This window comes from Sphingopyxis sp., assembly GCF_965279755.1.
In the GTDB taxonomy this organism is placed as follows: domain Bacteria; phylum Pseudomonadota; class Alphaproteobacteria; order Sphingomonadales; family Sphingomonadaceae; genus Sphingopyxis.
In genome coordinates this window covers 1,661,370-1,686,028 of record NZ_OZ257261.1, presented here as the reverse complement: position 1 = coordinate 1,686,028, position 24,659 = coordinate 1,661,370, and the positions used below count along the sequence as shown (strand labels likewise).

At 64.2% G+C, this 24,659-nt stretch carries 25 protein-coding genes and 1 tRNA gene; 12 read left to right on the top strand and 14 right to left on the bottom strand.

The window, feature by feature from the left end; all coding sequences use genetic code 11:
• Positions 1–2: 2 nt before the first annotated feature.
• From ACQY80_RS08305 to ACQY80_RS08290, 4 genes are all read right to left on the bottom strand, one after another.
• Positions 3–797, bottom strand: a complete 795-nt coding sequence (locus ACQY80_RS08305) for an SDR family NAD(P)-dependent oxidoreductase (protein WP_428685449.1) — start codon at positions 795–797, stop codon at positions 3–5.
• Positions 794–1,780 carry an alpha/beta fold hydrolase gene (locus ACQY80_RS08300; RefSeq protein ID WP_428685448.1) on the bottom strand — a complete coding sequence of 329 codons (987 nt, stop codon included), beginning with the start codon at positions 1,778–1,780 and terminating at the stop codon, positions 794–796. The genes ACQY80_RS08305 and ACQY80_RS08300 overlap by 4 nt, the downstream gene beginning before the upstream one ends.
• Positions 1,777–4,101 carry a TonB-dependent receptor gene (locus tag ACQY80_RS08295; protein ID WP_428685447.1) on the bottom strand — a complete coding sequence of 775 codons (2,325 nt, stop codon included), beginning with the start codon at positions 4,099–4,101 and terminating at the stop codon, positions 1,777–1,779. Before ACQY80_RS08295 ends, ACQY80_RS08300 begins: the two co-directional genes overlap by 4 nt.
• Positions 4,102–4,204: 103 nt before the next feature.
• On the bottom strand, positions 4,205–4,855 hold the full coding sequence (locus ACQY80_RS08290) for a TetR/AcrR family transcriptional regulator (RefSeq protein ID WP_428685445.1): 651 nt from the start codon (positions 4,853–4,855) through the stop codon (positions 4,205–4,207).
• 267 nt (positions 4,856–5,122) lie between these two features.
• Between ACQY80_RS08290 and ACQY80_RS08285 the strand changes: the two genes are divergently transcribed.
• The 4 genes from ACQY80_RS08285 to arsH are packed head-to-tail and all read left to right on the top strand — an operon-like array spanning position 5,123 to position 7,729.
• The gene (locus tag ACQY80_RS08285; RefSeq protein WP_428685443.1) at positions 5,123–5,452 is read left to right on the top strand and encodes an ArsR/SmtB family transcription factor; all 330 of its coding nucleotides are present in this window, start codon (positions 5,123–5,125) and stop codon (positions 5,450–5,452) included.
• 11 nt (positions 5,453–5,463) lie between these two features.
• Positions 5,464–5,892, top strand: coding sequence for an arsenate reductase (glutaredoxin) (gene arsC / locus ACQY80_RS08280; RefSeq protein WP_428685441.1), 429 nt, complete (start codon positions 5,464–5,466; stop codon positions 5,890–5,892).
• 10 nt (positions 5,893–5,902) lie between these two features.
• On the top strand, positions 5,903–6,970 hold the full coding sequence (arsB, locus tag ACQY80_RS08275; RefSeq protein ID WP_428685439.1) for an ACR3 family arsenite efflux transporter: 1,068 nt from the start codon (positions 5,903–5,905) through the stop codon (positions 6,968–6,970).
• A 3-nt stretch (positions 6,971–6,973) separates the two neighbouring features.
• The gene (gene arsH, locus ACQY80_RS08270) at positions 6,974–7,729 is read left to right on the top strand and encodes an arsenical resistance protein ArsH (protein ID WP_428685437.1); all 756 of its coding nucleotides are present in this window, start codon (positions 6,974–6,976) and stop codon (positions 7,727–7,729) included.
• Between the two features lie 104 nt (positions 7,730–7,833).
• On the opposite strand, the gene ACQY80_RS08265 is transcribed toward arsH, so the two are convergent.
• The 4 genes from ACQY80_RS08265 to ACQY80_RS08250 all read right to left on the bottom strand — a co-directional run bounded on the left by ACQY80_RS08265 (position 7,834) and on the right by ACQY80_RS08250 (position 11,273).
• Positions 7,834–8,397 (bottom strand): alpha/beta hydrolase, encoded by a 564-nt coding sequence (locus ACQY80_RS08265; RefSeq protein WP_428685435.1) that lies wholly within the window; start codon positions 8,395–8,397, stop codon positions 7,834–7,836.
• A gap of 167 nt (positions 8,398–8,564) precedes the next feature.
• Positions 8,565–9,176, bottom strand: coding sequence for a glutathione S-transferase (locus tag ACQY80_RS08260; RefSeq protein ID WP_428685794.1), 612 nt, complete (start codon positions 9,174–9,176; stop codon positions 8,565–8,567).
• 103 nt (positions 9,177–9,279) lie between these two features.
• On the bottom strand, positions 9,280–10,608 hold the full coding sequence (locus ACQY80_RS08255; RefSeq protein WP_428685433.1) for an ATP-binding protein: 1,329 nt from the start codon (positions 10,606–10,608) through the stop codon (positions 9,280–9,282).
• Complete coding sequence (locus tag ACQY80_RS08250; RefSeq protein WP_428685431.1) at positions 10,608–11,273, bottom strand: response regulator; 666 nt, start codon at positions 11,271–11,273, stop codon at positions 10,608–10,610. Before ACQY80_RS08250 ends, ACQY80_RS08255 begins: the two co-directional genes overlap by 1 nt.
• A 109-nt stretch (positions 11,274–11,382) precedes the next feature.
• On the opposite strand from ACQY80_RS08250, the gene ACQY80_RS08245 reads away from it, so the two are divergent.
• A complete protein-coding gene (locus tag ACQY80_RS08245) occupies positions 11,383–11,916 on the top strand; it encodes a hypothetical protein (RefSeq protein WP_428685429.1) in 534 nt (177 codons plus the stop codon).
• A 441-nt stretch (positions 11,917–12,357) separates the two neighbouring features.
• On the opposite strand, the gene ACQY80_RS08240 is transcribed toward ACQY80_RS08245, so the two are convergent.
• Positions 12,358–12,432, bottom strand: a tRNA-Gly gene (locus ACQY80_RS08240).
• Positions 12,433–12,637: 205 nt separating this feature from the next.
• On the opposite strand from ACQY80_RS08240, the gene ACQY80_RS08235 reads away from it, so the two are divergent.
• Complete coding sequence (locus tag ACQY80_RS08235; RefSeq protein ID WP_428685427.1) at positions 12,638–13,549, top strand: tetratricopeptide repeat protein; 912 nt, start codon at positions 12,638–12,640, stop codon at positions 13,547–13,549.
• A complete protein-coding gene (locus ACQY80_RS08230; RefSeq protein ID WP_428685425.1) occupies positions 13,549–14,199 on the top strand; it encodes an LON peptidase substrate-binding domain-containing protein in 651 nt (216 codons plus the stop codon). Before ACQY80_RS08235 ends, ACQY80_RS08230 begins: the two co-directional genes overlap by 1 nt.
• Before the next feature lies 1 nt (position 14,200).
• On the opposite strand, the gene ACQY80_RS08225 is transcribed toward ACQY80_RS08230, so the two are convergent.
• Together ACQY80_RS08225 and ACQY80_RS08220 are read right to left on the bottom strand one after the other, a co-directional pair.
• Positions 14,201–14,908, bottom strand: a complete 708-nt coding sequence (locus ACQY80_RS08225) for a sigma factor (RefSeq protein ID WP_428685423.1) — start codon at positions 14,906–14,908, stop codon at positions 14,201–14,203.
• A gap of 94 nt (positions 14,909–15,002) precedes the next feature.
• Positions 15,003–16,232: a UbiH/UbiF/VisC/COQ6 family ubiquinone biosynthesis hydroxylase gene (locus ACQY80_RS08220; RefSeq protein WP_428685421.1), complete on the bottom strand. Its 1,230-nt coding sequence runs from the start codon at positions 16,230–16,232 to the stop codon at positions 15,003–15,005.
• A gap of 112 nt (positions 16,233–16,344) precedes the next feature.
• Between ACQY80_RS08220 and ACQY80_RS08215 the strand changes: the two genes are divergently transcribed.
• The 4 genes from ACQY80_RS08215 to ribA all read left to right on the top strand — a co-directional run bounded on the left by ACQY80_RS08215 (position 16,345) and on the right by ribA (position 21,535).
• Positions 16,345–18,657, top strand: coding sequence for a DNA translocase FtsK 4TM domain-containing protein (locus ACQY80_RS08215; RefSeq protein ID WP_428685419.1), 2,313 nt, complete (start codon positions 16,345–16,347; stop codon positions 18,655–18,657).
• 110 nt (positions 18,658–18,767) lie between these two features.
• Entirely contained in the window at positions 18,768–19,409 is a 642-nt protein-coding gene (locus tag ACQY80_RS08210; RefSeq protein ID WP_428685417.1) for a LolA family protein, read from the top strand.
• Positions 19,410–19,691: 282 nt separating this feature from the next.
• A complete protein-coding gene (locus ACQY80_RS08205) occupies positions 19,692–20,483 on the top strand; it encodes an exodeoxyribonuclease III (protein ID WP_428685415.1) in 792 nt (263 codons plus the stop codon).
• Positions 20,480–21,535 carry a GTP cyclohydrolase II gene (gene ribA, locus ACQY80_RS08200; RefSeq protein WP_428685413.1) on the top strand — a complete coding sequence of 352 codons (1,056 nt, stop codon included), beginning with the start codon at positions 20,480–20,482 and terminating at the stop codon, positions 21,533–21,535. The genes ACQY80_RS08205 and ribA overlap by 4 nt, the downstream gene beginning before the upstream one ends.
• 134 nt (positions 21,536–21,669) lie before the next feature.
• Here ribA and ACQY80_RS08195 read toward each other — a convergent pair whose 3' ends face one another.
• The 3 genes from ACQY80_RS08195 to ACQY80_RS08185 are packed head-to-tail and all read right to left on the bottom strand — an operon-like array spanning position 21,670 to position 24,189.
• A complete protein-coding gene (locus ACQY80_RS08195) occupies positions 21,670–22,476 on the bottom strand; it encodes a LytR/AlgR family response regulator transcription factor (RefSeq protein WP_428685411.1) in 807 nt (268 codons plus the stop codon).
• A complete protein-coding gene (locus tag ACQY80_RS08190) occupies positions 22,473–23,630 on the bottom strand; it encodes a sensor histidine kinase (RefSeq protein WP_428685409.1) in 1,158 nt (385 codons plus the stop codon). Before ACQY80_RS08190 ends, ACQY80_RS08195 begins: the two co-directional genes overlap by 4 nt.
• 49 nt (positions 23,631–23,679) lie before the next feature.
• Entirely contained in the window at positions 23,680–24,189 is a 510-nt protein-coding gene (locus tag ACQY80_RS08185) for a winged helix-turn-helix transcriptional regulator (protein ID WP_428685407.1), read from the bottom strand.
• Positions 24,190–24,317: 128 nt separating this feature from the next.
• Between ACQY80_RS08185 and ACQY80_RS08180 the strand changes: the two genes are divergently transcribed.
• On the top strand, positions 24,318–24,626 hold the full coding sequence (locus ACQY80_RS08180) for a CC_3452 family protein (protein ID WP_428685405.1): 309 nt from the start codon (positions 24,318–24,320) through the stop codon (positions 24,624–24,626).
• Positions 24,627–24,659: the final 33 nt, after the last annotated feature.

The window sequence follows — 24,659 nt, the reverse complement described above, 5'->3', positions numbered from 1 at the left end:
TTTCACGCTTCCTGGGCGGCCGCGGCCATGACGTCGCGAAGATCGGGCTGGCCGGTGTGCGCGGTCAGTCCGCCATCGACGGGGATCGACGCGCCTGTGACGCCGCTCGCATCGTCGGAGGCGAGGAACAGCGCGACCGAAGCGATCTCTTCGGGCCGCGCGAAGCGCCCCGACGGCACGATCCGTTCCCATTCGGCGCGCAGGCCCTCGATCGCATCGACGCCGCTGGTCAGCAGCGGGGTATCGACCGGACCCGGGCAGATCGCATTGGCACGGATGTTATCGCGCGCATGGTCGATCGCGAGGCAGCGGGTGTAGTTGATCACCCCGGCCTTCGCCGCATTGTAAGCCGTGAAGCCATAATCGGCGGCCAAGCCCGATGCCGAGGCCGTGTTGACGATCGCCCCGCCCCCGCGCGTCTTCAGATGCGGGATGATCGCGCGGCAGGCATAAAAGACCGCGTCGAGATTCACCGCGATGCAGCGCCGCCACTGCTCGACATCCATATCCGGGGTCAGCCCGAAATTGCCGATCCCTGCATTGTTGAACAATATGTCGATCCCGCCAAAGCGTTCGATCGTCTTGTCGGCGAGCGGCGCAAAGGCCTCGGCGTCGGCAACGTCGACCAGTTCATACGCAACGCGTTCACCCAGCTCGGCGCGGAGCGCGGCGGCGCGCTCGACATCGAGTTCGGCGATCATCACCGCCCCGCCCTCTGCAACGAAGCGGCGCACGAACGCCTCCCCGATGCCCGAGGCGCCGCCGGTGACGATTGCGGTCTTGCCTGCAAATCTCATTGCGTCTGTCCTTTTTTCACTTGTTTCAGCCAGGTCAGAAGCGCCGCGGTCACCGCATGGGGGCGCTCTTGCTGTGTCCAATGCCCGCATCCGTCGAAAAGGATCGCGTCGGACAGATTGGGTACCTGGGCTCGCATCGCCGCGATCATGTCGAAGCCGGGCAGCATCGACAGCACAAGGTCGCGCGTGCCCCCGATATAGAGCGCCGGCTGATCGATCGTCCGTCCGCGCCAAGGGGCCAGATAGGCGACATCGCGATGCTGGTTGCGATAACGATTGAGCGGCCCGCGAAGGCCGCTGGCCCGGAATTCGCTGACCAGATAGGCAATGTCCGCCTCGGGCAGCCACGCGGGGAAGGGATCGGGGCCCGGAAGTCCATCGAGCAGCCGCGAATCAGCCGGCCGGTCGTCTCCCAGACCGTCAGGCGCTTCGCCCGCGAGCCAGAAATAGAAACGGCGGACAAAGGCGTCGAGGTCGCTCTCGGCCTCCGCTTCGGCGATGCCGGGCGTCTGGAAATAATCCTGATAGAAGAAGCGACCCCGGTCGGCGTAGACAGGTTTTAGCGCATCGATCAAAGCAACCTCGGCGACGCCGATGAAAGGCACCGACAGCGCGGCGACCGCGCGGACCCGGTCGGGGTGAAGCAAGGCGGTGTGCCAGACCAGATACGCCCCCCAGTCGTGCCCGATCAAAATGCCGGGCTCGCCATCACCCATCGCATCCACAACGCCCGCGATATCGGCCGCCATGCTCTCCAGATCATAGGACTCAATGGCGTCCGGCTTGTCGCTACCGCCGTATCCGCGGCAATCGATCGCGCAAACCCGGTAACCCGCTGCCGCGATCGGCCCGATCTGATGCCGCCACGCCGCCCAGCTTTCGGGAAAGCCGTGCACGAGCACCACCAACGGCCCTTCGCCGGCTATCGCCGCGCGAAGGTGGATGCCGTTGGTGGCGATCGTGCGGAAGGCGGGTTGGATCACAGACGCCAGCCGACCGAGATGCCGTAGGTCGCGGGGCGGCCGGCCATGCGCCACGCGGTGTCGGCCTGGAAGGTCGAGTTCCAGTAATATTCGTTGAAGATGTTACGGCCCCATAGCTGGACGCGGAGCTTGCCATCCTCACTCTCGATCCCGGCGCGCACATCGACAAGCGTGCGCGCGTTGATCCGCAGGATCGCGGGATCGCCGAAGGTCGAGTTGGTCGCGCTGTTGTAGTTGACGTTGGTGCCGATCACCGCATTCCAGCGATCGCTGACGGGCCATTTATACTGGACGTCGGCGGTCGCCTGCCACTTCGGGGTAAAGGGGAATGCCGAGCCTTCGTAATCGGCGAAGACGCCGGTACCGTTATAGCCGGTGAATTCGTCGATGCGGCTCTTCACATAGGTGCCCGACAGGTTCGCGGTCAGGCCCTCGACCGGGCGCCAGTTGATCGCCGCTTCAACGCCGTAGATGTGCGAGGTGGGGATGTTCACGAGCCGTTCGAGCAGCCCGAAGATCGGGTCGAGGATACGGCCGCGGACCTGCTTGTCAGAATAGTCGTAATAGAAGCCGGCGGCATTGAACTGAAGCGTGCGGTCGGCAAGCGGCAGTTTGAAGCCGGCTTCATAGGCGAGCAGCGATTCCTGCGTCGCGGGCAGGAAGCCCGTGAAGGAGGAGGCTGGCACGGTCGGGAACCCGCCCGCTTTCCACCCGCGCGAGACGTTCGCATAGACGATCGCGCGATTGTCGAACGTATAGGTCAGGCCGCCGCGCCACGAGATATTGTCCTGCTTCAGCTCGTCGACGACCAGCGACGGCTGGAAGGCCGGGCTGAAGGTCAGGCAGCCGCCGGCGGGGATCGGCGTGATCGGCGGCGCCCCGGTGAACAACTGGGTCAGCACATTGAAGCTGAGATAGGTGGTGCCGTCGCCGTCATAGCCGCAGCCGTTGAAGCTCCGCTCGTTGCGCGTGTAGCGGATACCGCCCTGCGCGGTGAGGTTCGGGGTCAGATCATATTCGAGGTTTGCATAACCCGCATAAGTGGTCACCTTCTGGTTGGTGAACACCGCCGACGTGGTCAGGATCGGCAGGCCGGGGATGATGACGTTGCTGCTGAGATCGTTCGTGAAGAGGATCTGCTGCTCGCTCGCCTTGTCGTGCGAGAAATTGGCGCCGAGGATCCAGCGCGCGTTGCCGCTGGTGCCGGTCAGGCGCAGTTCCTGGAAGAAGCTCTTCACATTGCCCGGCGTATAGCTGTCGAGCTGGCGCCACTGCGTCGCGTCGAGATCCTGCGTGGCATCGGTGTTGAATTCGATCCACGAGGTGATCGAGGTCAGGCGGACATCGTCCGACACGTCGAGATCGGCGCGCAGCGAAGCCTGATAGAAATCATCGTCGCGGCGCATCGGCGTCGACGCCGACCAGTTGGCGGCGCGGGCATTTTCGGGCGCTAGCGGGGTCGCGAGCACATAGGGATAAGCGCCCGCGGGGTTATACGGCGTATGCGCGGTCAGCTGCGGCGCCTGCACATCCGACTTGTCACGCCAGCCGTTAAGGTTGAGCGTGAATTCCAGCGTGTCGGTAGGGTTCCAGACGACGAGCGCGCGGCCCGCGACGCGGCGCGCGCTGCCCAGCTTGTCATCGCGCGTGTAATTCTGCTGCCAGGCGCCGCCCTCATCGACGCGCGCGCTCAACCGGACGCCCAGCGTATCGGTGACCGGTGCACTGACGAAACCCGAGAGTTCCAGCGCACCGAAACGGCCGAAGCTCGCATCGGCGCCTGCCTCGAAATCATTGCCCGGCTTGGCTGAAATATAGTTGATCGCGCCGCCGGTGGCGTTCTGGCCGTACAGCGTGCCCTGCGGCCCCTTCAGCACTTCAACGCGCGACAGATCGAGCGCGGCGCCCTGGGTAAGGATCGCAAAGGGCAGCGGCACTTCGTCAACATAGACGCTCACCGCCGGCGACGCGGCGAGGGTCGATTCGTAAAAGCCGACGCCGCGGATCGTATAGACCGGGGTCGCGATCTGGCTCTGGGTAAAGGTCAGGCCGGGAACGATCTTGGCAAGGTCCGCGACCGTACTGATACCCTGCGCGGTGAGCTGGTCGCCGCCGATCGCGGTGATCGACATCGGGACCGAGTTCAGCGACTGTTCGCGGCGCTGCGCGGTGACGATGATCTCGCCCGCATTGTCGGACGGCGCGCTCGCGGCGCTGTCGCCGCCATCGGCCTCCGCCGTCTGCGCCATTGCCGGTACGGCAGCCATCAATGCGATATAGGTAACACCGGCGCACAGCCGCGCGGCCAATCCCTTGGACATCATACTCTCCTTTTTGGGGCCGGCTTTTGGTGCCAGCTCCAGAAAAGGAAACCAGATTGCTCCAAATTAGTCAATATCGACTAATCAGTGATGACTATTTTTCTTATGATGCGTCGCGTGCCGCAAGATTGGCGCAAAAGCGTCGGTGCCGTTCCTTCATCCGATCGATCGCAGCGATAATCATCGGGCGCGACTGGTTCACGCTATGCTCGATGATCAGGCCGCGCACGCTCGCGATCAGCAACCAGCCGTGCGGAACCAGCGCCTCAGCGTCGGTGAAACCCGCCTCGCGCGCGAGCTTGATGAATTCGTCGTGGATTTCCTGTTCGACCCTGCTGGTGATCGGCTGCAACCCGTCGAGCAGTTCACGGTCCCAACGCGCCGCCAGCAGGATATCGGTCAGCGCCAGACCCTCGGGCAGCGAATGCGTTTCCCACGAGATACGCGCGTAATCCGACAGTCGCTCGAACGGATCCTCGATCGCTTCCGCCATGATCCGCGCCGAGTCCATCACCCGGCGCATCGCCAGTTCCGCCGCCGCGACCATCAGCGCGACCCGGTTCGGGAACTGGTGCAGCACCGAACCGCGGCTGAGCCCGGCTTCGACCATCACATGCTCGATCGTCGTCGCGGTGAAGCCCGCGCGCACGATACAAGCAATCGTTGCGTCGAGGATTTTTTCGCGCGCATCGATGCCGCGCTTGGTCAGGCGCCGCGGCCGACCGGAAACGGGAGCGGTAAGGGCTTCGGTCATCTGGCCATTTGACCCCGACTTTTCCAAAGGTCAAATCCGGAAGCAACGCCGGCCGATGATCGAGGGCGGATGAAAACCGTGATCCGCGATTGATGATCAAGACCGAAAGCTGTCCCGCAGATCATACCGCAGAGAGGTGGCGAGCCGTCCATGTTATCAATTGGAGACTGGCAGCCTTCGGGTAGCGAAACTAAGAAGCGGACGCAGACCCATCGGCAATTTACGATAGATGTTGACCCAATCTAATCCATCGGATAATTCCGATGTATGAACAATGACGCAGCCCTGCTGGCGCTCGCCGCCCTCGCCCATCCGACACGGCTCGCTGCCTTCCGCCTTCTCGTTCAACATGAACCCGAAGGACTTTCGACGGGACAGCTGGTCGACCATGCCGGGCTCACCCAGAGCACCTTTTCGACGCACCTCGCCGTCCTCGCCAAGGCCGGGCTCGTTCAGTCGGAAAAGCGCGGACGCAACCTCATCCAGCGCGCGGACATCGATGCGCTTCGCGGCCTGATGCTCTTCCTCGCCAAGGACTGCTGCCAGGGTCGCGCCGAACTCTGCGAGCCTCTGCTCGCCGAGCTGTCCTGCTGCTGAGAGGTAAAGCGGTGGCCGACATCATTATCTATCATAACCCCGAGTGCGGAACATCGCGCAACACGCTGGGCCTGATCCGCAACGCGGGGATCGAACCCCACGTCATCGAATATCTCAAGACACCCCCGTCACGCGCACTGCTCGAACAGCTGATCGAGCGCGCCGGAATCAAACCGCGCGAGCTGCTCCGCGAGAAGGGCACGCCCTTCGCCGAACTCGGCCTCGACGATCCAGCGCTCGGCGATGCCGAACTCATCGACGCGATGATGGCACATCCGGTGCTGATCAACCGTCCGCTCGTCGTGTCGCCGCTCGGCGTCAAACTGTGCCGTCCGTCAGATGCCGTGCTGGACCTTATTCCGGAAGCCCAGCGCGGCGCCTTCGCCAAGGAAGACGGTGAACAGGTGATTGCAGCCGACGGCAGCCGTATCCAGCGCTGAGAGAAACGCTGTGCCCACCGCTACCAACCGCGAACGCCTGTCGTTCCTCGACCGCTACCTCACGCTCTGGATTTTCCTAGCGATGGCGCTGGGGGTGTTGCTGGGGTCAACACTCGACGGCCTGCCTGCCGCCATCGATGCGATGTCGGTCGGAATGACCAATATCCCGATCGCGATCGGGCTGATCATCATGATGTACCCACCCCTCGCGCGCGTCCGCTATGACGAACTCCCGCGCGTATTTGACGACAAGCAAGTGCTCGCCATCTCGCTCATCCAGAACTGGATCATCGGTCCGGTGCTGATGTTCGCGCTGGCGGTCATCTTCCTGTCGGACAAGCCCGAATATATGACCGGCCTGATCCTGATCGGCCTCGCGCGCTGCATCGCAATGGTGATCGTGTGGAACCAGCTCGCCAAGGGCGACAATCAATATGTCGCCGCACTCGTCGCCTTCAACTCGATTTTTCAGATCCTCTTTTTCAGCGTCTATGCCTGGTTCTTCCTGACCGTCCTGCCCCCGCTGTTCGGGCTCGAGGGCAGCGTCATCGACGTGAGCTTCTGGACGATCGCCGAGGCAGTTCTCATCTATCTCGGCATTCCCTTTCTCGGCGGCTTCCTCACCCGCAAGTGGCTAGCCGACGCCAAGGGCAATGAGTGGTACGAGACGCGCTTCCTGCCGAAGATCGCTCCGATTACCCTTGTCGCGCTGCTCTTCACGATCGTCGCGATGTTCAGCCTCAAGGGCAGCGAGATTGTCACGATCCCGGGCGACGTCGTGCGGATCGCAATTCCCCTCACCATCTACTTCGTCGTTCAGTTCGTCATCAGCTTCTGGATGGGCAAACTCATCGATGCAGATTACCCGCGCACAACCGCCGTTGCCTTCACTGCCGCAGGTAATAATTTCGAGCTCGCTATCGCCGTCGCAATCGCCGCTTTCGGACTTGCGTCGCCCGTCGCATTTGCGGCGGTCATCGGCCCGCTCGTCGAAGTGCCCGTGCTGATCCTGCTGGTCAGTGTCGCCTTCTGGTTCGGGCGCCGCTGGTTTCCCGCATCCACCCCCGCGAAAGACTGACCGATGCCGACCTCGACCTACTCCCGCGTGCGGACGCTTGCCGAATCCGATTACCTTCCGGCTCTCAGTCCCGAATATATTCGCTCGCAGCCGGCTCTCGGGCTGGGCCCGCTCGATCCCGAGCCGCGGATCCTGCTCCTCTACGGTAGCCTGCGCGAGCGTTCCTATTCGCGGCTTGTCGTCGAGGAGACCGCGCGCCTGCTCCAGCTCTTAGGCTGCGAGACGCGCATCTTCGATCCCTCGGACCTGCCGCTGCCGGACCAGATCGCCGACGACGATCATCCGGCGGTCGAGGAGCTGAGGCAGCATTCGCTTTGGTCCGAAGGACAGGTCTGGTGCAGCCCCGAGCGTCACGGCCAGATCACTGGCATCATGAAGGCCCAAATCGACCATCTGCCGCTCGCCTACAAGGGGCTCCGCCCGACGCAGGGCCGCACGCTCGCGGTGATGCAGGTGTCGGCGGGATCGCAATCGTTCAACAGCGTCAACACCCTGCGCATCCTTGGCCGCTGGATGCGGATGATCACCATTCCCAACCAGTCGAGTGTGGCAAAGGCCTATCAGGAATTCGACGAGGGGGGCCGCATGCTGCCCTCAAGCTATTATGACCGGATCGTCGACGTCGCCGAGGAACTCGTACGCTTCACCGTCCTGACGCGCGGCCATGCTGATCAACTCGTCGACCGCTATTCGGAGCGGAAGGATCGCAAGGAGCCCGTGGTCACGCCGGCTGAACTGGCCGGAATTCCGGGGGCGTAACGCCTAAAGTGGCCGACTGCGGACGGCAGCTTAGGAGACAGCACTCTCGAAAGACGACGTCTTACAGCGCCTGAACCGTGGCGCGGCCAGCGACGGAAGAGCGGTCACGACGGCGATCGAGCAAGTCCCTGTGTCACGAAATCCCGACCGAGGCGCAAGCCCACCGGATCGACGTTGTGTGCTACGCCGTAGGATAGATGTGTGGTTACGTTGATACCGAGATGCTTCAGCTGGCTCTCGGACATATGCAACGCAGCGACCGGGACCACGGGATCCGCTGTTCCGTGGATCAACAGCACCGGCGGCTTCGGGAAGCTGTCATGCTCAAGCCCGGCCGACCCGGCGAGCATGCCGGAATAGCCCACAACCGCAGCAACCGCGCGCGGCCGGCGCAATCCGATTTGAAGCGCCATCATCGCACCCTGGCTGAAGCCGACCAAGGCCAGATCCGCCTCGGTCAGACCATATTGGGCAAGCTTGCGATCGATGAAGGCGTCGATCGCGGGGGCCGCCGACGCAGCACCCTCGGCGAGAGCCGATGGCGCAAAGCCCGACAAGCCCCACCATTGATAGCCCGCTCCCATCATGCCGCAGCGCTGCGGCCCGTGCGGCGCCAAGAACAATGTATCAGGAAGCGCCTCTTGCCACGCTGGCGCGAGCGCGATCATGTCAGTCCCGCTCGATCCGAAGCCATGCAGCAGCAGGACAATCTTCTTGGGCGGTTCTCCGGATCGCGGTTTGAGGCTGGCTCCATTCACGATTTTGGGAAAGGTCATGCGCCCATATGGGCATCGATCGCAATTTGTCAGCCGCAGCCAACAAACGCCCGCGCTTGTCAGCCCTGATACTCTGTCCACAGCGCCCGCCGGACCATCGCGCGCTCGAACAGCTCGGACCCGGCTATGCCCGCGAGCCAGCGTTGCACATTCGGCAGCCTCTGCAGCTGGAACCAGAACGGATCGACACCGGCAAACTGCCGCACGAAAGGGAAGATTGCGATGTCGGAAATGCCTCGCACCGCACCACCGAGAAAATCCAGGACCGCAAGCTGCGCGTCGAGCTGCGATAGCATTGCAGCGGCAGCAGCGCGATGCACCAAAGGATCGTCGCCATAGCGTACCGCATATTTGTAGCGGTCGAGATGATGCTTGAACGCGCCGTCATAGTCGGCGATCAACGCCAGGTCAGCGCCCGCTAGCCACCCCTCTGGGTCGCTCTGGTCCAAGGCCCAGCGCATGATATCGAGGCTCTCGTCGATCACTCGCCCGCCCGCAAGGATGAGCACCGGCACGGTGCCTTTGGGAGAGACCGCCAGCATCGAGGCGGGCTTGTCGCGCAGCAATATCTCGCGATGCTCGTAAGCAAGGCAACTCGCGATCAGCGCCATCCGCGCGCGCATCGCATAAGGACAACGGCGGAAGCTGTAGAGGATCGGCAGTCCCTGCATGGCCTGCGCCATAGCGGAGCCCCAACGCTGGCGTACAGCGCGATCCTCTTTGGCCGTGTGTGGACAGTCTGAAACTGACCAAAAGATAAAGGCAAGGCGTTGCTCAGTTCACTTCCGCCCTCGGCAAACTCAGCTTTATCATCAGCCCGCCCTTATCGGTTTCAGCCAATATAATCGAGCCGCCGTAAAGTTCGGTGAGTTCACGAACGATCGCCAATCCAAAGCCCGTCCCTTCCCCTCGTTCGTCGAGCCGCACGCCCGGTGTCATTGCCTTCGTGCGTTCAGCCACGGGAATGCCAGGGCCGTCGTCCGCCACGATGATATGCAAAATCCGGTCGGCAACTTCGGTCCGGATCGAGATTTGCGAACGAGCGTGACGCATCGCATTGTCGATCGGATTGCCCATGATCTCGTCGAAATCGGCGGGATCGACCGCGACACCATGACCGGCGTCGATGTCGATTTCGACCGCGATGGCGCGATCGGCATGAAGCCGCGCGATGGTCGCGGCCAGATCGGCAATGGCGGGTCCGGCGGCGGTGCGCCAGCGCGCCGATACCACCCGATCGCGGGCGCGCGCGAGATGGTGGCGGATGGTCTCGTCGATCCGCGCGACCTGCCGCGCGGGACCGGGCTGGTCGGAAAGCTCGAGCGCCAATGTCGCCACAGGAGTCTTCAGTGCGTGCGCGAGATTTGCGGCCGAGGCGCGCGCCGCCGCAAGCGCCGCATCATTGTCGCGCGCCAGCGAATTCAGCTCGTCGGCGAGTTGCTGCAGTTCGACAGGTTGGTCGGTCGGGATCGAACCCGACCGGCCGGTGCGTATGTCAACCACCGCCTGGCGCAATCGGTCGAGCGGTCGCAGACCATAACGCACTTGCACGATTCCAGCGACCGCCAGCAACGCAGACAATGTGCCGAGGAGAAGAAGCAAAGGCAGTGCTGCATCGCGGATCGGTCGCTCAATCACCGAGCGCGGAGCCGAGGCGGCAAGTCGAACCGGTCCTGACGCAGTTTCCATCATCACCTGCCGGGCGTGCACGCGTTCGCCGCGCCTGTTTCGACCTTCCACCGGCGTTGGGCCACGCCTGTCGCCGATACCGTGATGATCTCGGCGGGAATGTTCGGCGTCGAGGGCTGGGAAGTCGGCCGACCCGAGAGTCTCGGCGGGACCGACGATCTGCCATTGCCAACCCGGTCCGGCGTATAGCGCGTCGCCAAGCTGCGCGATCCTTTCGCGGTCAATACGGCCATCGTGGCCGATGCTGCTGGCCAACAGAGCGATTTCGGCGTCGAGCCGCCGGTCGATGCCTTGCGTGACGACGCGCTCGAGCGTGTGGAAAATCACCGCTCCCGCGACGGTCAGCGCGAATAAGGTGGCCAAGATCGACAAGGCTGTCATCCGGCCGCGGATCGAACGCGGGACGATTCGCATCAGGCGTTGCCAGCCGTCAAACGATAGCCGCGTCCGCGGACGGTCTCGATCAGCGTCGCGCCGATTTTCTTGCGCAGCCGCCCCACGATCACCTCCAGGCTGTTCGAATCATTGTCGGCATCGCCTTCATAGACACGCTCCAGCAGCGTGAGCCGCTCGATCACCGTTTCTCTGGACAGCATCAGCGCCGACAGCACGCGCCATTCGAGCGCGGTCAGGCGGAGCGGAAAGCCCTCCAGCTCGAATTGACCAGTCTGACTGTCGAACGACAGCGGGCCGCAGTCGATCCGACTCGCCGCATGGCCCGCCGCGCGCCGGACGATGGCGCGCAGGCGCATGACAAGTTCTTCGACGCGGAACGGCTTGGTCATATAATCGTCAGCACCGGCCTTGAACCCGGCGACCTTGTCTGACCAGCTGTCGCGCGCGGTCAGGATCAGGACGGGCAAAGTGCGCCCCGAGTCGCGCCACGATTTGAGCACCGACACGCCCTCGCGATCGGGAAGGCCGAGGTCGAGAACAGCGGCGTCATAGATTTCGGTGTCACCAAGATGCGCCGCGTCGATGCCGTTCGTCGCGATATCGACGGCGCAATTTTCTCCGCGCAGCGCCTTTGCGATGGCGGGGCCGAGATCGGGATCATCTTCTACCAACAGGATGCGCATGCGTGACCGCTACCTTCGTCCGCTAAACCGAAGCTGAACCGCGGCGTTCAGTGAGGCGCGGGCCGGCTTCGCTAGATGGTCGTTCAACAACAAGCGAAGGAGCAGATCAATGAGCAGGTTGAACGACAGGATTTCGGCAATGTCCCAGCGCGCCAAGGCGGCGACGGCCATCGCCCTTCTCGCGATTGGTGCGGTGGGCGGCGCGAGTGCGGCGTCGCTGACGCGACCAGGAATTGAAATGGCGCCGGCGGTGCCGACCCCCGTGTCCAGGCTGTCCGCCGCGACCGGCATCGTGTCGGTGAAGGGCCGCGTCGCCGAAGTCTATGGCGACCGCTTCATCATCGAGGACAGCAGCGGCCGCATGATGATAGATGCGGGACGCGACGATCGCCTGACGATTGCCAAGGGCGACGCCATCGGCGTGCAGGGCCGCTATGACGATGGGCAGCTGCGCGCCTCGTTCATTACGGATGCCAGCGGGCAGGTCGAACAGGTCGGCCCGCGCGACCATGGCCGGCACCACCGGCTCGACGGCCCTCCGCCGCCAGGCGAAATCGGCGCCGACGCAGATCCGGTCAACGCGCCCCCCGCACCCGCGGCGCCCGCCGATGCGGCCGCGGTCGCGCCGCCGCCGACGCGCTAGACGGGGAAGGGCTGGGTCGCCGTGAGAGTGTTCCAGCCCTTTCGATGACATTTCCGCGCGGAATGGCCGCTAGCAGACGTTGGAGTCGTCAAATACAAGCACGACTTTCAATGGTTTGCGCGTGAAACCGAACGTCCGATTCGAGGCCCATTGCAGACTTGCACTTGCTTGATGCGAAATGTTCTCCAAGCCAGTAGCGATCTAGACGGGGCACCGAATGTCTGATTTCGGGCGCAAAGCGGCCCTCCCGACATGCTCTCAGCAAGCGCAGTGCTGTTCTGGCTGGCCGCAGTTTGGCGACGTTAAGCCGCCAATCTAGGCACGATTCGAACCTTCGACCCGAACCTTTGGCTTGGAGACAAAATCGATATTTCCCGATGCCGGCACGGATGCTGTCGAGTGATAGGAAGGGTTTGGCAACGATATCGTAGGAAACGACGATGGAGCGGGCGAAGGGATTCGAACCCTCGACCCCAACCTTGGCAAGGTTGTGCTCTACCCCTGAGCTACGCCCGCTCTGGCGGCTGGAAACGGGTGGCTTCCAGCGGGTGAGGCGGGCGATTAGCACCGGCTTCCGGAGTCGGCAAGCCCTGTTTGTGTTTTTCTGCGAAGGGTTGGCATTGCCGCCCCAAATCCCACATAAGCGGAGCATGAGTCCGGCCCGTCGGCGCGCGAGCGGATCGGGACCGGGCTTGCCTATGTTATCAAGGAGCATGTTTTCGTGGCCACTCTCGGTCTGAACCCGCAGGAAAAGGAAGCCGTCGAAGCCTTCCGCCGTGACGTCGTCGACCCGTCGATGACGAAACTGGTGATTCTCGATTTCTGGGCCGAATGGTGCGGGCCGTGCAAGCAGCTGGCGCCGGTGCTCGAAAAGGTCGCCGCCGATTATGCCGACAAGGGCGTCGTGCTCGCGAAGGTCGACGTCGATGCGAACGGCTTCATCGCCAGCCAGTTCCAGGTGCAGTCGATCCCGACCGTCTATGCGATCTTTCAAGGGCAACCCGTCGCGAACCTGACCAATGCGCGCAGCGAAAGCCAGCTCAAGGCGATTCTCGATCAGCTGCTCGCGCAGCTGCCGATCGAGAGCGCGGCAAAGGATCTGGCGGTCGAGATCGCGCCGCTGATCGAGATGGGCGAGAGCGTGCTTGCCGAGGGCGACGGGGAACGCGCCGTCGGTATTTTTGCGCAGATCGCCGAAATGGCGCCCGACAATGCCGCCGCGCATGGTGGACTGATCCGCGCGCTGCTGCTCGCGGGCGACGTCGAAGCCGCACAATCGGCGCTCGCTATGGTTCCCGCCGAGATCGCCGACGATGCGGCAATCGCGCAGGCAAAAAGCGCGCTCGCGCTTGCTGCCGACGCGCCCGACCTCAGTGAGCTCGCCGGCTTCGAAGCGGCAGTTACCGCCAACCCTGACGATCATCAGGCGCGCTTCGACCTTGCTGCCGCACAGATCGGCGCCGGGCAACGCGACGCCGCCGCCGACAATCTGCTCCATATCATTGCCGCCGACCGCGACTGGAGCGATGGCGCGGCGCGCGCGAAGCTGCTGTCGCTGTTCGAGGCCGTGGGCCTGGAAGACTCATGGGTCGCCGCACAGCGCCGCAAACTGTCGTTGATCCTGTTCGGTTGATGGGCGAAGCCGCGCCTCTGACTATCCAACGGATCGCGATCTTTCCGCTCCCCGGCGCCGTGCTGTTTCCGGGGTTGCATCTGCCGCTTCACATTTTCGAGCCGCGCTACAAGGCGATGGTGCAGGAAGTGCTCGCGCGCGATCGCCAGATCGGCATGATCCAGCCGCGCCAGATTCCCGGCGAAGAGGCTCGCGAGCCGCCCGCGCTTTACGACGTCGGCTGCGTCGGTCGCATCGTCGACGTCGAGGCGCTCGACGAGGGTCGGTTCAATCTGGTGCTCGAAGGCATCGCACGGTTTCGCGTCCGCCGCGAACTCGACGTCACGACGCCGTTCCGGCAGGTCGAGGCCGAAATCGAGGTCGAGGCCGAAGACGATGCCGTTCTCGCGAGCATCGAACGCGCCAGCCTCGAACGCGAGGCCAAGCGCTTCGCGGCACGGCAGGGCTATGTTGTCGACTGGGATTCGGTCGGCCAGCTCGACGATGCAACGCTGGTAAACGGGATCGCGCAGGTCGCCCCGTTCGATGCCGCAGCGAAACAGGCGCTGCTCGAGGCAAGCCCGATCGATGCGCGTGCCGAACTGGTCGTCCAGATGATGCAGTTCTTCGGCCGCTTCGACACCGACGACGGACGCGCGACGCTTCAGTAATCTAGTGCGGCTTGGCAGCGGCGACGCGCGCCATGTCGGCGAAGGCGCGCCGGACGATATGGCGGTCGGCCTCTCCGAGCCGATCGGTCAGCGTTTCGGTATGCATAAGCTGACGGCGGACGAGCGCGCATTCCTCATCCACTCTCACCGCCACTCGCTCGGGCGCGGCAGAGCCGCGCGGCATTCGCAGCAGCGCCGAGCGGCGGCTTGCGCCCCAGTCGGCGACGAGCCGGTCGATCGCGCGCGACGCCAACCCGTCCGCCGCCGCACGCTCGGTAGCCGCCTCGGCCTCCGGGTCGGCGAGCCAGTCATCGCCGCCGTCTTCGACGAGCGCGTCGAACGATAGCATCGCACCCGCCTGCCGGCGGCCGGCGCAGCGCGGATCGCCGCGCAGGCGAAGCCGCAACGCCTGCAACTCGGCCCGGATCTGCCAGTTCACATAGGTGGTGAAGCGCGCGCGCGACGGATCAAAGCGCTCGGCCGCGCGGTAGAGCGCGATAGCGGCCGCCTGCTCGGCATCCTCGAAGAAGTCGGCGAGGCCATAGATGCGGGTGAAATAGCGGATGCGCGGCGCCGCAAGCGCGGCAAGGCGCGCGAAGGAGCGGTCGACGGCCGCTCGTGCCCGCGCGCCGGGCGCGGCCTCAAGCGCGGTTCGCGCCTCGATCAATTCCATCACCGCCCTTTCGAGCGCGTCGCTCTTGTCCGACATGGTCCTTCCCCCGTCACGACAGGCCAGTGCCTGCATGCCAAGGGATATGCCGGGATGGTTAGCGGCGACCTGAGCGGCGCCTATGTAATATTACCTAGATTTCGGCGCCGGCGAGCAGGCGCGGCAGGTCGCCCGCCTCGCCCCGCGCCTCGTCCATGAAGAAGCGCTTGAGCATCGGCATCCGCTGCACCGCGCCCAGTCCCGCACGCCGTACGGCCGAGGCGGTCCTGCCGGGAACCCCGAACAGGCGGGTGAGGCCGTCGGTTGCAAGGCTGACCATCAGATTGTCGAGCCCGCGCCAACGCTGATAGCGCGCAAGCAACGCCGCATCGCCAAGGTCGAGCCCCAGCCGCGCGCCCTCGACGAGCACCTCGGTCAGCGCTGCGACATCACGAAGGCCAAGGTTCAGCCCCTGCCCGGCGATCGGGTGAATCCCGTGCGCGGCATCGCCGACGAGCACAATGCGGTTCGCGACGATCTGCGCACTGTGATGAAAACCGAGCGGATAAGTCATGCGCGGTGCGACCAGTTCCATCGCGCCGAGCATCCCGCCCGCGCGTTTTTCGAGTTCGGCGGTAAAGCCGCGATCACCAAGCTTGGCAAAACCCGGCCCGTCCTTTTCGGACACGGTCCAGACGAACGCCGAACGATGCCGGCCCTGTTCGTCATCGACGAGCGGCAGCAACGCGAACGGCCCCGACGGAAAGAAGATTTCATGCGCGACATTGCCGTGCGGCCTCGCATGCGCGACCGCGCCGATCATCGCATGATGGTGATAGGACCAGTTGGCGATGCTGAAGCCGGCCGCCTCGCGCGTCGGTGAGCGCCGCCCCTCGGCGACGATCAGCAGGGGAGCCGCAAGCGGCGATCCATCGGAGAGCGTCAGGGTCACGCCATGCGGCCCGACGTCGCGGTCAACGACCTTGGCCGGGGCAAAGAGCCGCACCAGCGGCGCCTCGGCGATGCCGGCGGCCAGCGCGAGACGCAGGCGGCGATTTTCGACCATCGTGCCAAGCGGCGGCGCATCCTCGGCGGTCACGAAATCCAGTTCGCCCGCCTGTCCGCCATCACTGACCTTGATCGCGCGGATCGGGCAGCCTTGATCCGCCAGCCGGTCGGCGATGCCGATCACCTCGAACATCTGCCACACCGCGCTTGCGATCGCCGACGCGCGGCCGTCGAAGCCGGGGGCGATCGTCGCCACCGGATCGGCCGGATCGACGATCTGGCTCGACAGGCCATGGCGGGCAAGGGCAAGGGCCAGCGCCTGGCCCACCAGGCCGCCGCCGGAGATCAGGACATCGCTGCGCAGCGTTTCGGTCATGTCGCTGCCCTAGCCTGCCGTTCGGGCGTTGGGAAGCGGAGAGGCCTGCTTGACGGCGAGTCCGCCGCATGTGCATATCGCCATGACCAATTCGTTAGGGACGTTTTTCAGCATGGCCAGCCGCAAGCCCGTCGCCGGAAAGGCCGATTGGCGCACGATTTTCCGCCAGAGCATCGCCCGGTCGCTCGTGATCGGCGCGGCCGCCGCGCTGGCGGCATTCACCCTGTTCCTGACGCTCGCCTTCGCGACCTATGACAGCACCGACGCCGCGCTCAACACCGCGGCCAACGGCAATGCGGCGAACTGGATGGGCGGCCCCGGCGCGTGGTTCGCCGACCTTGGCCTCTCGATCGGCGGCGCACCGATCATCCTGCTGCTGCCGCTGATCGGCATCATGGCCTGGCGGCTGTGGAGCGGCGAGGCGCAGCCCTATTGGCTGCGCCAGCTCAGCTATTGCTTCGTCGGTATCCTGCTCGTCGGGCTCGGCGCCGAGCTCTGGTCGCCGGCCAGCGGCGCACCCATGCCCGCAGGCTGGGGCGGGATCATCGCGCTCGTCGTCGGCGGGGCGATCACCCCGCTGTTCGCTTTTGCCGGCGAGCCGGGCGCGGCGCTCGCACGGTTCGCGACCATCCTCGTCCTCGTCGGCTTTGGTCTCTGGCTCGCCTTCCGCTCGCTGCGCCTCGAAAAGGGATGGGCATCGCGGTTGAAGCTCCCCGCTTCGACCAGCAGCCGCGTCGTCGAGCCCGCACGCCTTGCCGAGCCCGATGCCAAGGCGCCCAATCTGATGGAGCGGGTCACGCGCCCGCGCCCGCGCGCCGAACCCAGCGACCGCGCACCGCCCGAGATCACCGATCCCGTCCAGCGCACCGCACCCTCGAAACCGAAGGCGAAGCCGCAGACCGAGCTGTTCACCAATTATCAGCTGCCTTCGGTCGATCTGCTCACCCCGGCTCCCGAGGGACGGACGGGACAGATCGACAAGGCGGCGCTCGAACGCAACGCCCGCCTGCTCGAATCGGTGCTTGAGGATTTCCAGGTCAAGGGCGTCGTCACGGCAGTGCGCCCCGGCCCCGTCGTCACCATGTACGAACTCGAGCCCGCGCCGGGTACCAAAGCCAGCCGCGTGTCGAACCTTGCCGACGATATCGCGCGCAACATGTCGGCGCTGTCGGCGCGTATCGCCCCGATCCCCGGCCGCACCGTGATCGGCATCGAACTGCCCAACGCAAACCGCGAGGCTGTCGTCCTGCACGAGATTATAGGCAGCGCCTTGTTCCAGGATCAGAGCGGCGCCCTGCCGATCATCCTCGGCAAGAACATCAGCGGCGACCCGATGATTGCCGATCTGGCACCGATGCCGCACCTGCTGATTGCGGGTACGACCGGCTCGGGTAAGTCGGTCGGCCTCAACGCGATGATCCTGTCGCTTCTCTATCGCCTTGGCCCCGACCAGGTGAAGATGATCATGATCGATCCCAAGATGCTGGAACTCAGCGTCTACGACGACATTCCCCACCTGCTTGCACCGGTCGTGACCGAGCCCAAGAAGGCGATCCGCGCACTCAAATGGGCAGTGGAGCAGATGGAGGATCGCTACCGGATGATGTCGTCGCTGTCGGTGCGCAACCTCGCATCCTACAACGACAAGGTGCGCGGCGCGCTGTCCAAGGGCAAGTCGCTCGGCCGCCGCGTCCAGACCGGCTACGATCCCGACACCGGCCAGCCGGTCTATGAGGAAGAGGCGCTCGACTATCAGCCGCTGCCGCAGATCGTCGTCGTCGTCGACGAACTCGCCGACCTGATGATGACCGCGGGCAAGGAAGTCGAATTCCTGATCCAGCGCCTCGCGCAAAAGGCGCGCGCCGCGGGCATCCACCTGATCCTTGCGACGCAGCGTCCTTCGGTCGATGTCATCACCGGCGTCATCAAGGCGAACCTGCCGACGCGCATCAGCTTCAACGTGACGTCGAAGATCGACAGCCGGACGATTCTGGGCGAAGCGGGCGCCGAGCAGCTGCTCGGCAAAGGCGACATGCTCTATGTCCCGGGCGGCAAGCAGATCACGCGCATCCATGGCCCCTTCGTCTCGGACGACGAAGTGCGCGCGGTCGCCGATCACTGGCGCGGACAGGGGCGTCCCGACTATGTCGAAAGCGTAACCGAGGATCCAGAGGATGGCGGCTTTGCGATGGAAGGCGCGCCCGCCGGCGGCGACAGTGCCGAGGATCGCATGTATGCCAAGGCCTGCCAGATCGTCGCCGAAAGCCAGAAAGCCTCGACGAGCTGGCTCCAGCGCCAGCTCCGTATCGGCTACAACAGCGCTGCGCGGCTGATCGAGCGGATGGAAGAAGAAGGCATCGTCAGTGCGCCGAACCATGTCGGCCGCCGCGACGTGCTGACCGACCAATATGGCCAGCCGCGGTGAGGAACCTTTCCGCGGCCCCGCGACTTGAACAGCATCCAACACCGGGTTCAGGGCGGGTTCAAGGCCCGGCCGCGATGATCCGACCGACATTTTCGAGGAACGAGAGCCAGATGATCTTCAAGACCCTTTCGACCCGCGCCGCCGTTTGGACGCTCGCGCCGCTTGCCGCAGCCGGGCTAGCCGTTGCCGCGCCCGCGATCGCACAGGCGACGGGCGCGCTGACCTCAGTGCAGGCGCATCTCAAATCGACCAGCTCGATGACTGCGGACTTCGTCCAGACCGACCGCAACGGCCAGCGCCTCACCGGCAAGCTGACCCTGAAGCGCCCGGGCAAGATTCGCTTCCAGTATCAAAAAGACGTCCCGCTGCTGATCGTCGGCGACGGCAGCCGCCTGACGATGATCGATTATCAGGTGAAACAGGTGCAAAGCTGGCCGGTCAGGAATTCGCCGCTCGGCGCGCTGCTCGATCCCGACCGCGACCTGACGAAATATGCCAAGGTGCTGCCGACCGGCAGCGACGACGTGCTGAGCGTCGAGGTCAAGGATCCCAAGCGCCCCGAATATGGCACCATCACCATGGTATTCGTCCGCGACGGGGCGGCCCCCGGCGGCCTCCGTCTCCGCGGCTGGGTCGCGCTCGATTCGCAGAACAACCGGACGCGCATCGACCTCAGCAATCAGAAGTTCAACGTTGCGGTCGCCGATTCCGCGTTCAAATGGACCGACCCCCGTCCGCGCAAGCGGACCTGAGCGTCCGGGCTTCGACGAACGGCCTTCAACAGCCGACGAACGGCAGACTTGTGGGCTTTGTTCAGCTTGGCGACAGGGAAGACGGGCTATTTCAACTCTCGAAGACGCCAACACGGCCCCGGATTTGGGTTTCCCCCTGTTGCCCCACCCGGACTGCCAGGTGTCTTCATTCAAGAGCGTGACGAACGCTGACCTTGAACCCCCGTTCCACCGCCCCTGGAACGGGGGTTTATGTTTATGCGGGTGTTGTGCCCCGCTGCCTGCGCCGATAGAGCCAGCCGAATGACCGTCAGCATTGCCTCGTGGAACATCAACAGCGTTCGCGCCCGTATCGGCATCGTCGAGAAATTCCTGCGCGAAGAGGCCCCCGATGTCCTCTGCCTGCAGGAGACGAAAGTCGAATGCGGCCTGTTCCCCAAGGGGATGTTCGAGCAGCTTGGCTATACGCACATCGTCACCAACGGCCAGCGGATGCACCATGGCGTCGCGATCGTCAGCAAGCTGCCGCTGACCGATGTCCGCAAATATGACTGGCAGGCGAATGGCGAAGCACGTCACGTCGGCGTGACGCTGTCCGCGGGCGTGCGGCTCGACAATGTCTATATCCCCGCCGGCGGGGATATTCCCGACCGCGAACTCAACCCGAAATTCGGGCAGAAACTCGATTTCTATGGCCGCATGACCGAATGGTCGGCCGCGCTGGTCGATACGCCGACGATTCTGACCGGCGATTTCAACGTCGCCCCGCTCGAAAGCGATGTGTGGAATCACAAGGCGCTGCTCGACGTCGTCAGCCACACGCCCATAGAGGTCGAGACGCTGGCGCGGCTGCAGGCGGCGTCGAACTGGGTCGACCTCGGCCGGCACTTCGTCGCGGCGCCGGCGCAGCTCTTCACCTGGTGGAGCTATCGCGCCAAGGACTGGGAAGCCTCGAACCGCGGCCGCCGGCTCGATCATATGTGGGTGACACCCGACCTGATGCCGAAGGCAGTGTCGCACCGGATCGTCCAGCCCGCACGAAGCTGGGAACGCCCGTCGGACCATATTCCGCTGATCACCGAGTTCGCCCTTTGAGCGATGCCGGCGCAAGAAGCGCCGCGCGCGCGATCGATGCGTTGCGCCGCGGCTGGCCGTTCCGCGTGACCGGACCCGACGGCGCGCTCGACCTGCTCGCGGTCGAAAGCGCGCGAGACACCGCGCTGGTCCAATTCGGCAGCAACGACGTGCTGCTGTCGGGCGAACGCGCCGTGACGCTGAAACTCACCAACCAGCGGCCGGCAGCGGCGCCGGGTCCGGTAAGGCTCGCAAATGCGGCGAGCGGCGTGGCTGCAGCGCTCGCGATCGCCGATCCGTCGCTCGATCTCGCCCATCCGCTCAAAGGGCCGTTCCGGACGATCCCGACCGGCGGCGACAGTGCCGCTACGACGGCGATGACGATGGCACGTCATGCCGGGTTGCTCCCCGCTTTCTTCGTTTGCGAAGCGGCGGGCGACGCGGAGACCGCATGCAGCATCGACGACGTCGCTGCGCTGCTCGACCCTGCCCGGCTCGACATCGCAGCGCGCGCGCGCCTGCCTGTGGAGGCGAGCGAAAGCGCCGAAATCGTAGCATTCCGCTCGCCCGAAGAGGCATCGGATCATGTCGCGCTGGTGATCGGCAAACGCGACGACAATCCGCCCGTCGTGCGCCTGCATAGCGAATGCCTGACCGGCGACGTGCTCGGCAGCCTCAAATGCGATTGCGGACCGCAGCTTCACGCCGCGCTGCATGCGATGGCCGATGCACCGTGGGGCGTGCTGCTCTATCTGCGCCAGGAAGGGCGCGGGATCGGCCTCGTCAACAAGCTGCGCGCCTATGCGCTGCAGGATCAGGGCTATGACACGGTCGATGCGAACCTGCGGCTCGGCTTTCCGGTTGAGGCGCGCGATTTCGCGATTGCGGGGCGGATGCTAGAACTGCTGAATATCCCGCGAATCCGGTTGATGACGAACAACCCCGAAAAGGTCGCGCGGCTTCAGAGGGAAGGCGTCGAGGTCGTCGAGCGCATTCCGCTCGCACTGCCCACGAACAAGTATAACGAGCAATATCTCGCGACGAAGCGCGACCGGACGGGGCACCAGCTTTAGTTGCTGTTCCCGCTTGTGCGGGAACTAAGCGGCACCGGCCCGCTCCCCCACCCGGCCTGCCAACAGCGTATCCTGAAATGGGAGACCGGGTGGGGGAGCGGGCCAGTGCCGCTTCTGCTGTTAGGCAAAAAATCTCAATGCACGAAGCGCGCGACGACGTCGCGATAACTTCGGCTGACCTTCACCTGCGCGCCGGACCCCAGCACGAGGAAACATTCGCCGTTGGTGTGCGGCTTGACCTGCTTCACCTGTGACAGGTTCACGATCGTCGAGCGATGCACGCGCTGGAAATTGCGCGGGTCGAGCCGTTTTTCCAGATCCTTCATCGTCTCGCGCAGGATCAGCGAATTGTCGGCGGTATAGATGCACATATAGTCGCCGGCGGCGTCGATGCGCTCGATGCTGTCGACATCGACGCGGAAGATCTGGCCGCGGTCCTTGATGTTGATCATCTTTTCATAGCGGTCGGCGGCATGCGCATCGGGCTGAACTTCGGCGTCATAATCGTCTGCGGCATCCGGCGCGACTTCTGCCAGCACCGTCTTCAGCCGCTCGACCTCCGCCGCACCACGCTTTTCCAGCAACCGCTGGCGAACGCGATCGAGCGCGTCGGCGAGCCGTTCGGGCTCGACCGGTTTGACGAGATAGTCGACAGCCTGGGCCTCGAACGCACGGATCGCGTGATCGGAATAGGCGGTGACGAAGACAACGAGCGGCGGCTCGACCTCCATCAACCCCTGTATCACCGAAAAGCCGTCGAACCCCGGCATCTGGATGTCGAGGAAAACGAGGTCGGGTTTGTGGGTCTTGATCTTTCTGATGGCCTCGCGGCCGTTTTGGGCGGTGTCGACAATTTCGACATCCGTATGCGGTTCGAGCCGCAGTTGCAGGCCCTGGGTCGCCAATTTTTCATCATCCACCAGGATGGTTCTGATCGTCATGTGCGTTCGGTTCCAATCGTCACTTGTCCATCGGGCTGAAACGGAATCTCGATAATAACCTGAAAGCCGCCATCGGCGCCCGACTGCACCTCGAACCGCTGCTGGTCGCCATAAGCCTGCGCCAGACGGTCCCTGATATTGGCTAAACCCACACCGGTCGATTCCGTTGCAGTCCCTGTGGTGGGATCGACCGCCCCCTCTGACAATCCCGACCCCGTGTCGGACACGGTGATCCGGACATTTTGACCGGCAAGCTGAGCCGCGAGCGTGATATCGGCGCCTTCCTCCTGCGGGGTAACGGCATATTTGATCGCATTTTCGATCAGCGGCTGCAGCAGCAGCGACGGGAGCCGTGCGCGCGAAACGGCGGGATCGATGTGAAAATGGGGCCGCAGCCGGTCTTCGAAACGCATCTTCTCGATGTCGAGATACAGCTTCAGCGTCTCGACCTCCTGCGCGAGCGTCACCTGCGCGGTCGGCTCGTTCGCCAGCGTGTAGCGCAGGAACGCCGACAGACGCGAGAGCATCGCGTTCGCCGGCTCCGACTGTTTCAGCAGCACCAGGGTCGAAATGCTGTTCAGCGTGTTGAACAGGAAATGCGGGTTGAGCTGATACCGCAGCATCGCAAGCTGCGCCGAGGCGGCCTGCGCCTCGAGCCGCAGCATCCGATCATTCTGTTCTTCGAGCTGCAGGAAATAGTTGATCGCGAAATAGAGCGCCGACCATGCGCCAAGCGAGGTCGCGTCGATGTAGATGGCGCCAAGCAGCAGGCTGGTGAAGCCCGCCTCGCTCGCCGGATTCTGGATTTGCGCCACCCAGGCATCGATAAAGGCCCACAGCGCGACGGCGATCCCCGCAAGCCCGAAGCTGACGCCCCACATCAATATCGGCCGCCGGTTGATGAGCGCGCGATAGCAGACCGAGAGGATCAGCGTCAGCGAGAAGCCAGTGATCGCCGAAATCGTCTGCGGAATCAGGAAGGTGAAGGACTGCCCGTTGGCGAGGCCCGAAATGCCGCGCAGCCCAAGCCACCCGGCCCAGCCCAATATCTGGAGGTTCCAGAAGGCGCGGACCTTGTTGCCGAAAAAGGGCTCGGGTGACGAAAAGCCCAGCAAAGGAATCGAAACCGGCTGCGATACGGACGGACTCGCCATTGTCAGAATCCGAAAAGCTGGTGACGTCGCGTACGCGCGGTAGCGGAGATCATTCGGCCGCGACCGGGGCCATCCGTACGCGCGCCTGGCCGATCGGCTGCAATTCCGAACGATGCTTCCACACCAGTTCGCCATAGCCGAGCGGCCGGCCGTCGTGCGCGGTAATCGTAACGGGGCCGATCGGCTGTTCGTCGGAGGTATCGACCAGCACCGGGGTCGAGGGAACGCCCGCACCCCATTTTTCGCCCCACTGGCGCAGCGCGATCATCGCAGGCAGCAGCTCGATCCCCTTCTGGGTGAGCTCATAGCGGACCTTGCGCCGGTCTTCGGCCATCACTTCGCGCGCCATGATGCCATGATCGACGAGCTTCGACAGCCGGTTCGACAGGATATTCCGCGCAATCGCGAGTTCCTGCTGAAACTCCTCGAAATGGTGGACGCCATTGAAGGCGGCGCGCAAAATCATGAACGACCAGCGCTCGCCCATCGCTTCGAGCGCGAGCGGAAGCGCGCAATTGGCACCGTAAATGTCGTTTAGCGGTTCGCGTAACTTTCCCATGGGCCTAGCACTAACGTAAAATTGCCCCCCGCACAAAAAATATGTGGCCTCCGTTGCAATTTGCAACCCGTATCCTAAATTTCATTCTGCAACGCTTCGCGTTGCCCAGAAAAACAGGAGGACTCCCCATGCTGAAGCTTTCGACCGCGGCGCTTGCGCTGCCCTTTCTCGCTGCCGCTCTAGCGCCCGTCGCCGCCGGCGCCGCGAGTGGTTCCTATTATCGTGCCGAGCTTGCCAGCCCGGCCCCGAAGGCCAAGTTTGTCGCGCGCGACGTGGTGTGGTCGTGCGACGGAACCAATTGCGTCGCAGGACGCGGCACCAGCCGCCCGCTGATCATGTGCTCGAGCCTCGCGCGCGAAGCGGGCGAAGTGAAAAGCTTTGCGATCAACGGCACCGCGATCGCCGCCGAAGAACTGGCGCGCTGCAACGGCAAGTAAGCGCTGCCGAGCGGCGGCGCTCTCCCCTCTTCC

Coding starts and splice junctions, on each gene's coding strand:
- ACQY80_RS08305 (WP_428685449.1), bottom strand. CDS start 797: ATGAGATTTGCAGGCAAGACCGCAATCGTCACCGGCGGCGCCTCGGGC.
- ACQY80_RS08295 (WP_428685447.1), bottom strand. CDS start 4,101: ATGTCCAAGGGATTGGCCGCGCGGCTGTGCGCCGGTGTTACCTATATC.
- ACQY80_RS08290 (WP_428685445.1), bottom strand. CDS start 4,855: ATGACCGAAGCCCTTACCGCTCCCGTTTCCGGTCGGCCGCGGCGCCTG.
- ACQY80_RS08285 (WP_428685443.1), top strand. CDS start 5,123: ATGAACAATGACGCAGCCCTGCTGGCGCTCGCCGCCCTCGCCCATCCG.
- arsH (WP_428685437.1), top strand. CDS start 6,974: ATGCCGACCTCGACCTACTCCCGCGTGCGGACGCTTGCCGAATCCGAT.
- ACQY80_RS08265 (WP_428685435.1), bottom strand. CDS start 8,397: ATGATCGCGCTCGCGCCAGCGTGGCAAGAGGCGCTTCCTGATACATTG.
- ACQY80_RS08260 (WP_428685794.1), bottom strand. CDS start 9,176: ATGCAGGGACTGCCGATCCTCTACAGCTTCCGCCGTTGTCCTTATGCG.
- ACQY80_RS08255 (WP_428685433.1), bottom strand. CDS start 10,608: ATGCGAATCGTCCCGCGTTCGATCCGCGGCCGGATGACAGCCTTGTCG.
- ACQY80_RS08250 (WP_428685431.1), bottom strand. CDS start 11,273: ATGCGCATCCTGTTGGTAGAAGATGATCCCGATCTCGGCCCCGCCATC.
- ACQY80_RS08245 (WP_428685429.1), top strand. CDS start 11,383: ATGAGCAGGTTGAACGACAGGATTTCGGCAATGTCCCAGCGCGCCAAG.
- ACQY80_RS08230 (WP_428685425.1), top strand. CDS start 13,549: ATGGGCGAAGCCGCGCCTCTGACTATCCAACGGATCGCGATCTTTCCG.
- ACQY80_RS08225 (WP_428685423.1), bottom strand. CDS start 14,908: ATGTCGGACAAGAGCGACGCGCTCGAAAGGGCGGTGATGGAATTGATC.
- ACQY80_RS08220 (WP_428685421.1), bottom strand. CDS start 16,232: ATGACCGAAACGCTGCGCAGCGATGTCCTGATCTCCGGCGGCGGCCTG.
- ACQY80_RS08215 (WP_428685419.1), top strand. CDS start 16,345: ATGGCCAGCCGCAAGCCCGTCGCCGGAAAGGCCGATTGGCGCACGATT.
- ACQY80_RS08210 (WP_428685417.1), top strand. CDS start 18,768: ATGATCTTCAAGACCCTTTCGACCCGCGCCGCCGTTTGGACGCTCGCG.
- ACQY80_RS08205 (WP_428685415.1), top strand. CDS start 19,692: ATGACCGTCAGCATTGCCTCGTGGAACATCAACAGCGTTCGCGCCCGT.
- ACQY80_RS08195 (WP_428685411.1), bottom strand. CDS start 22,476: ATGACGATCAGAACCATCCTGGTGGATGATGAAAAATTGGCGACCCAG.
- ACQY80_RS08190 (WP_428685409.1), bottom strand. CDS start 23,630: ATGGCGAGTCCGTCCGTATCGCAGCCGGTTTCGATTCCTTTGCTGGGC.
- ACQY80_RS08185 (WP_428685407.1), bottom strand. CDS start 24,189: ATGGGAAAGTTACGCGAACCGCTAAACGACATTTACGGTGCCAATTGC.
- ACQY80_RS08180 (WP_428685405.1), top strand. CDS start 24,318: ATGCTGAAGCTTTCGACCGCGGCGCTTGCGCTGCCCTTTCTCGCTGCC.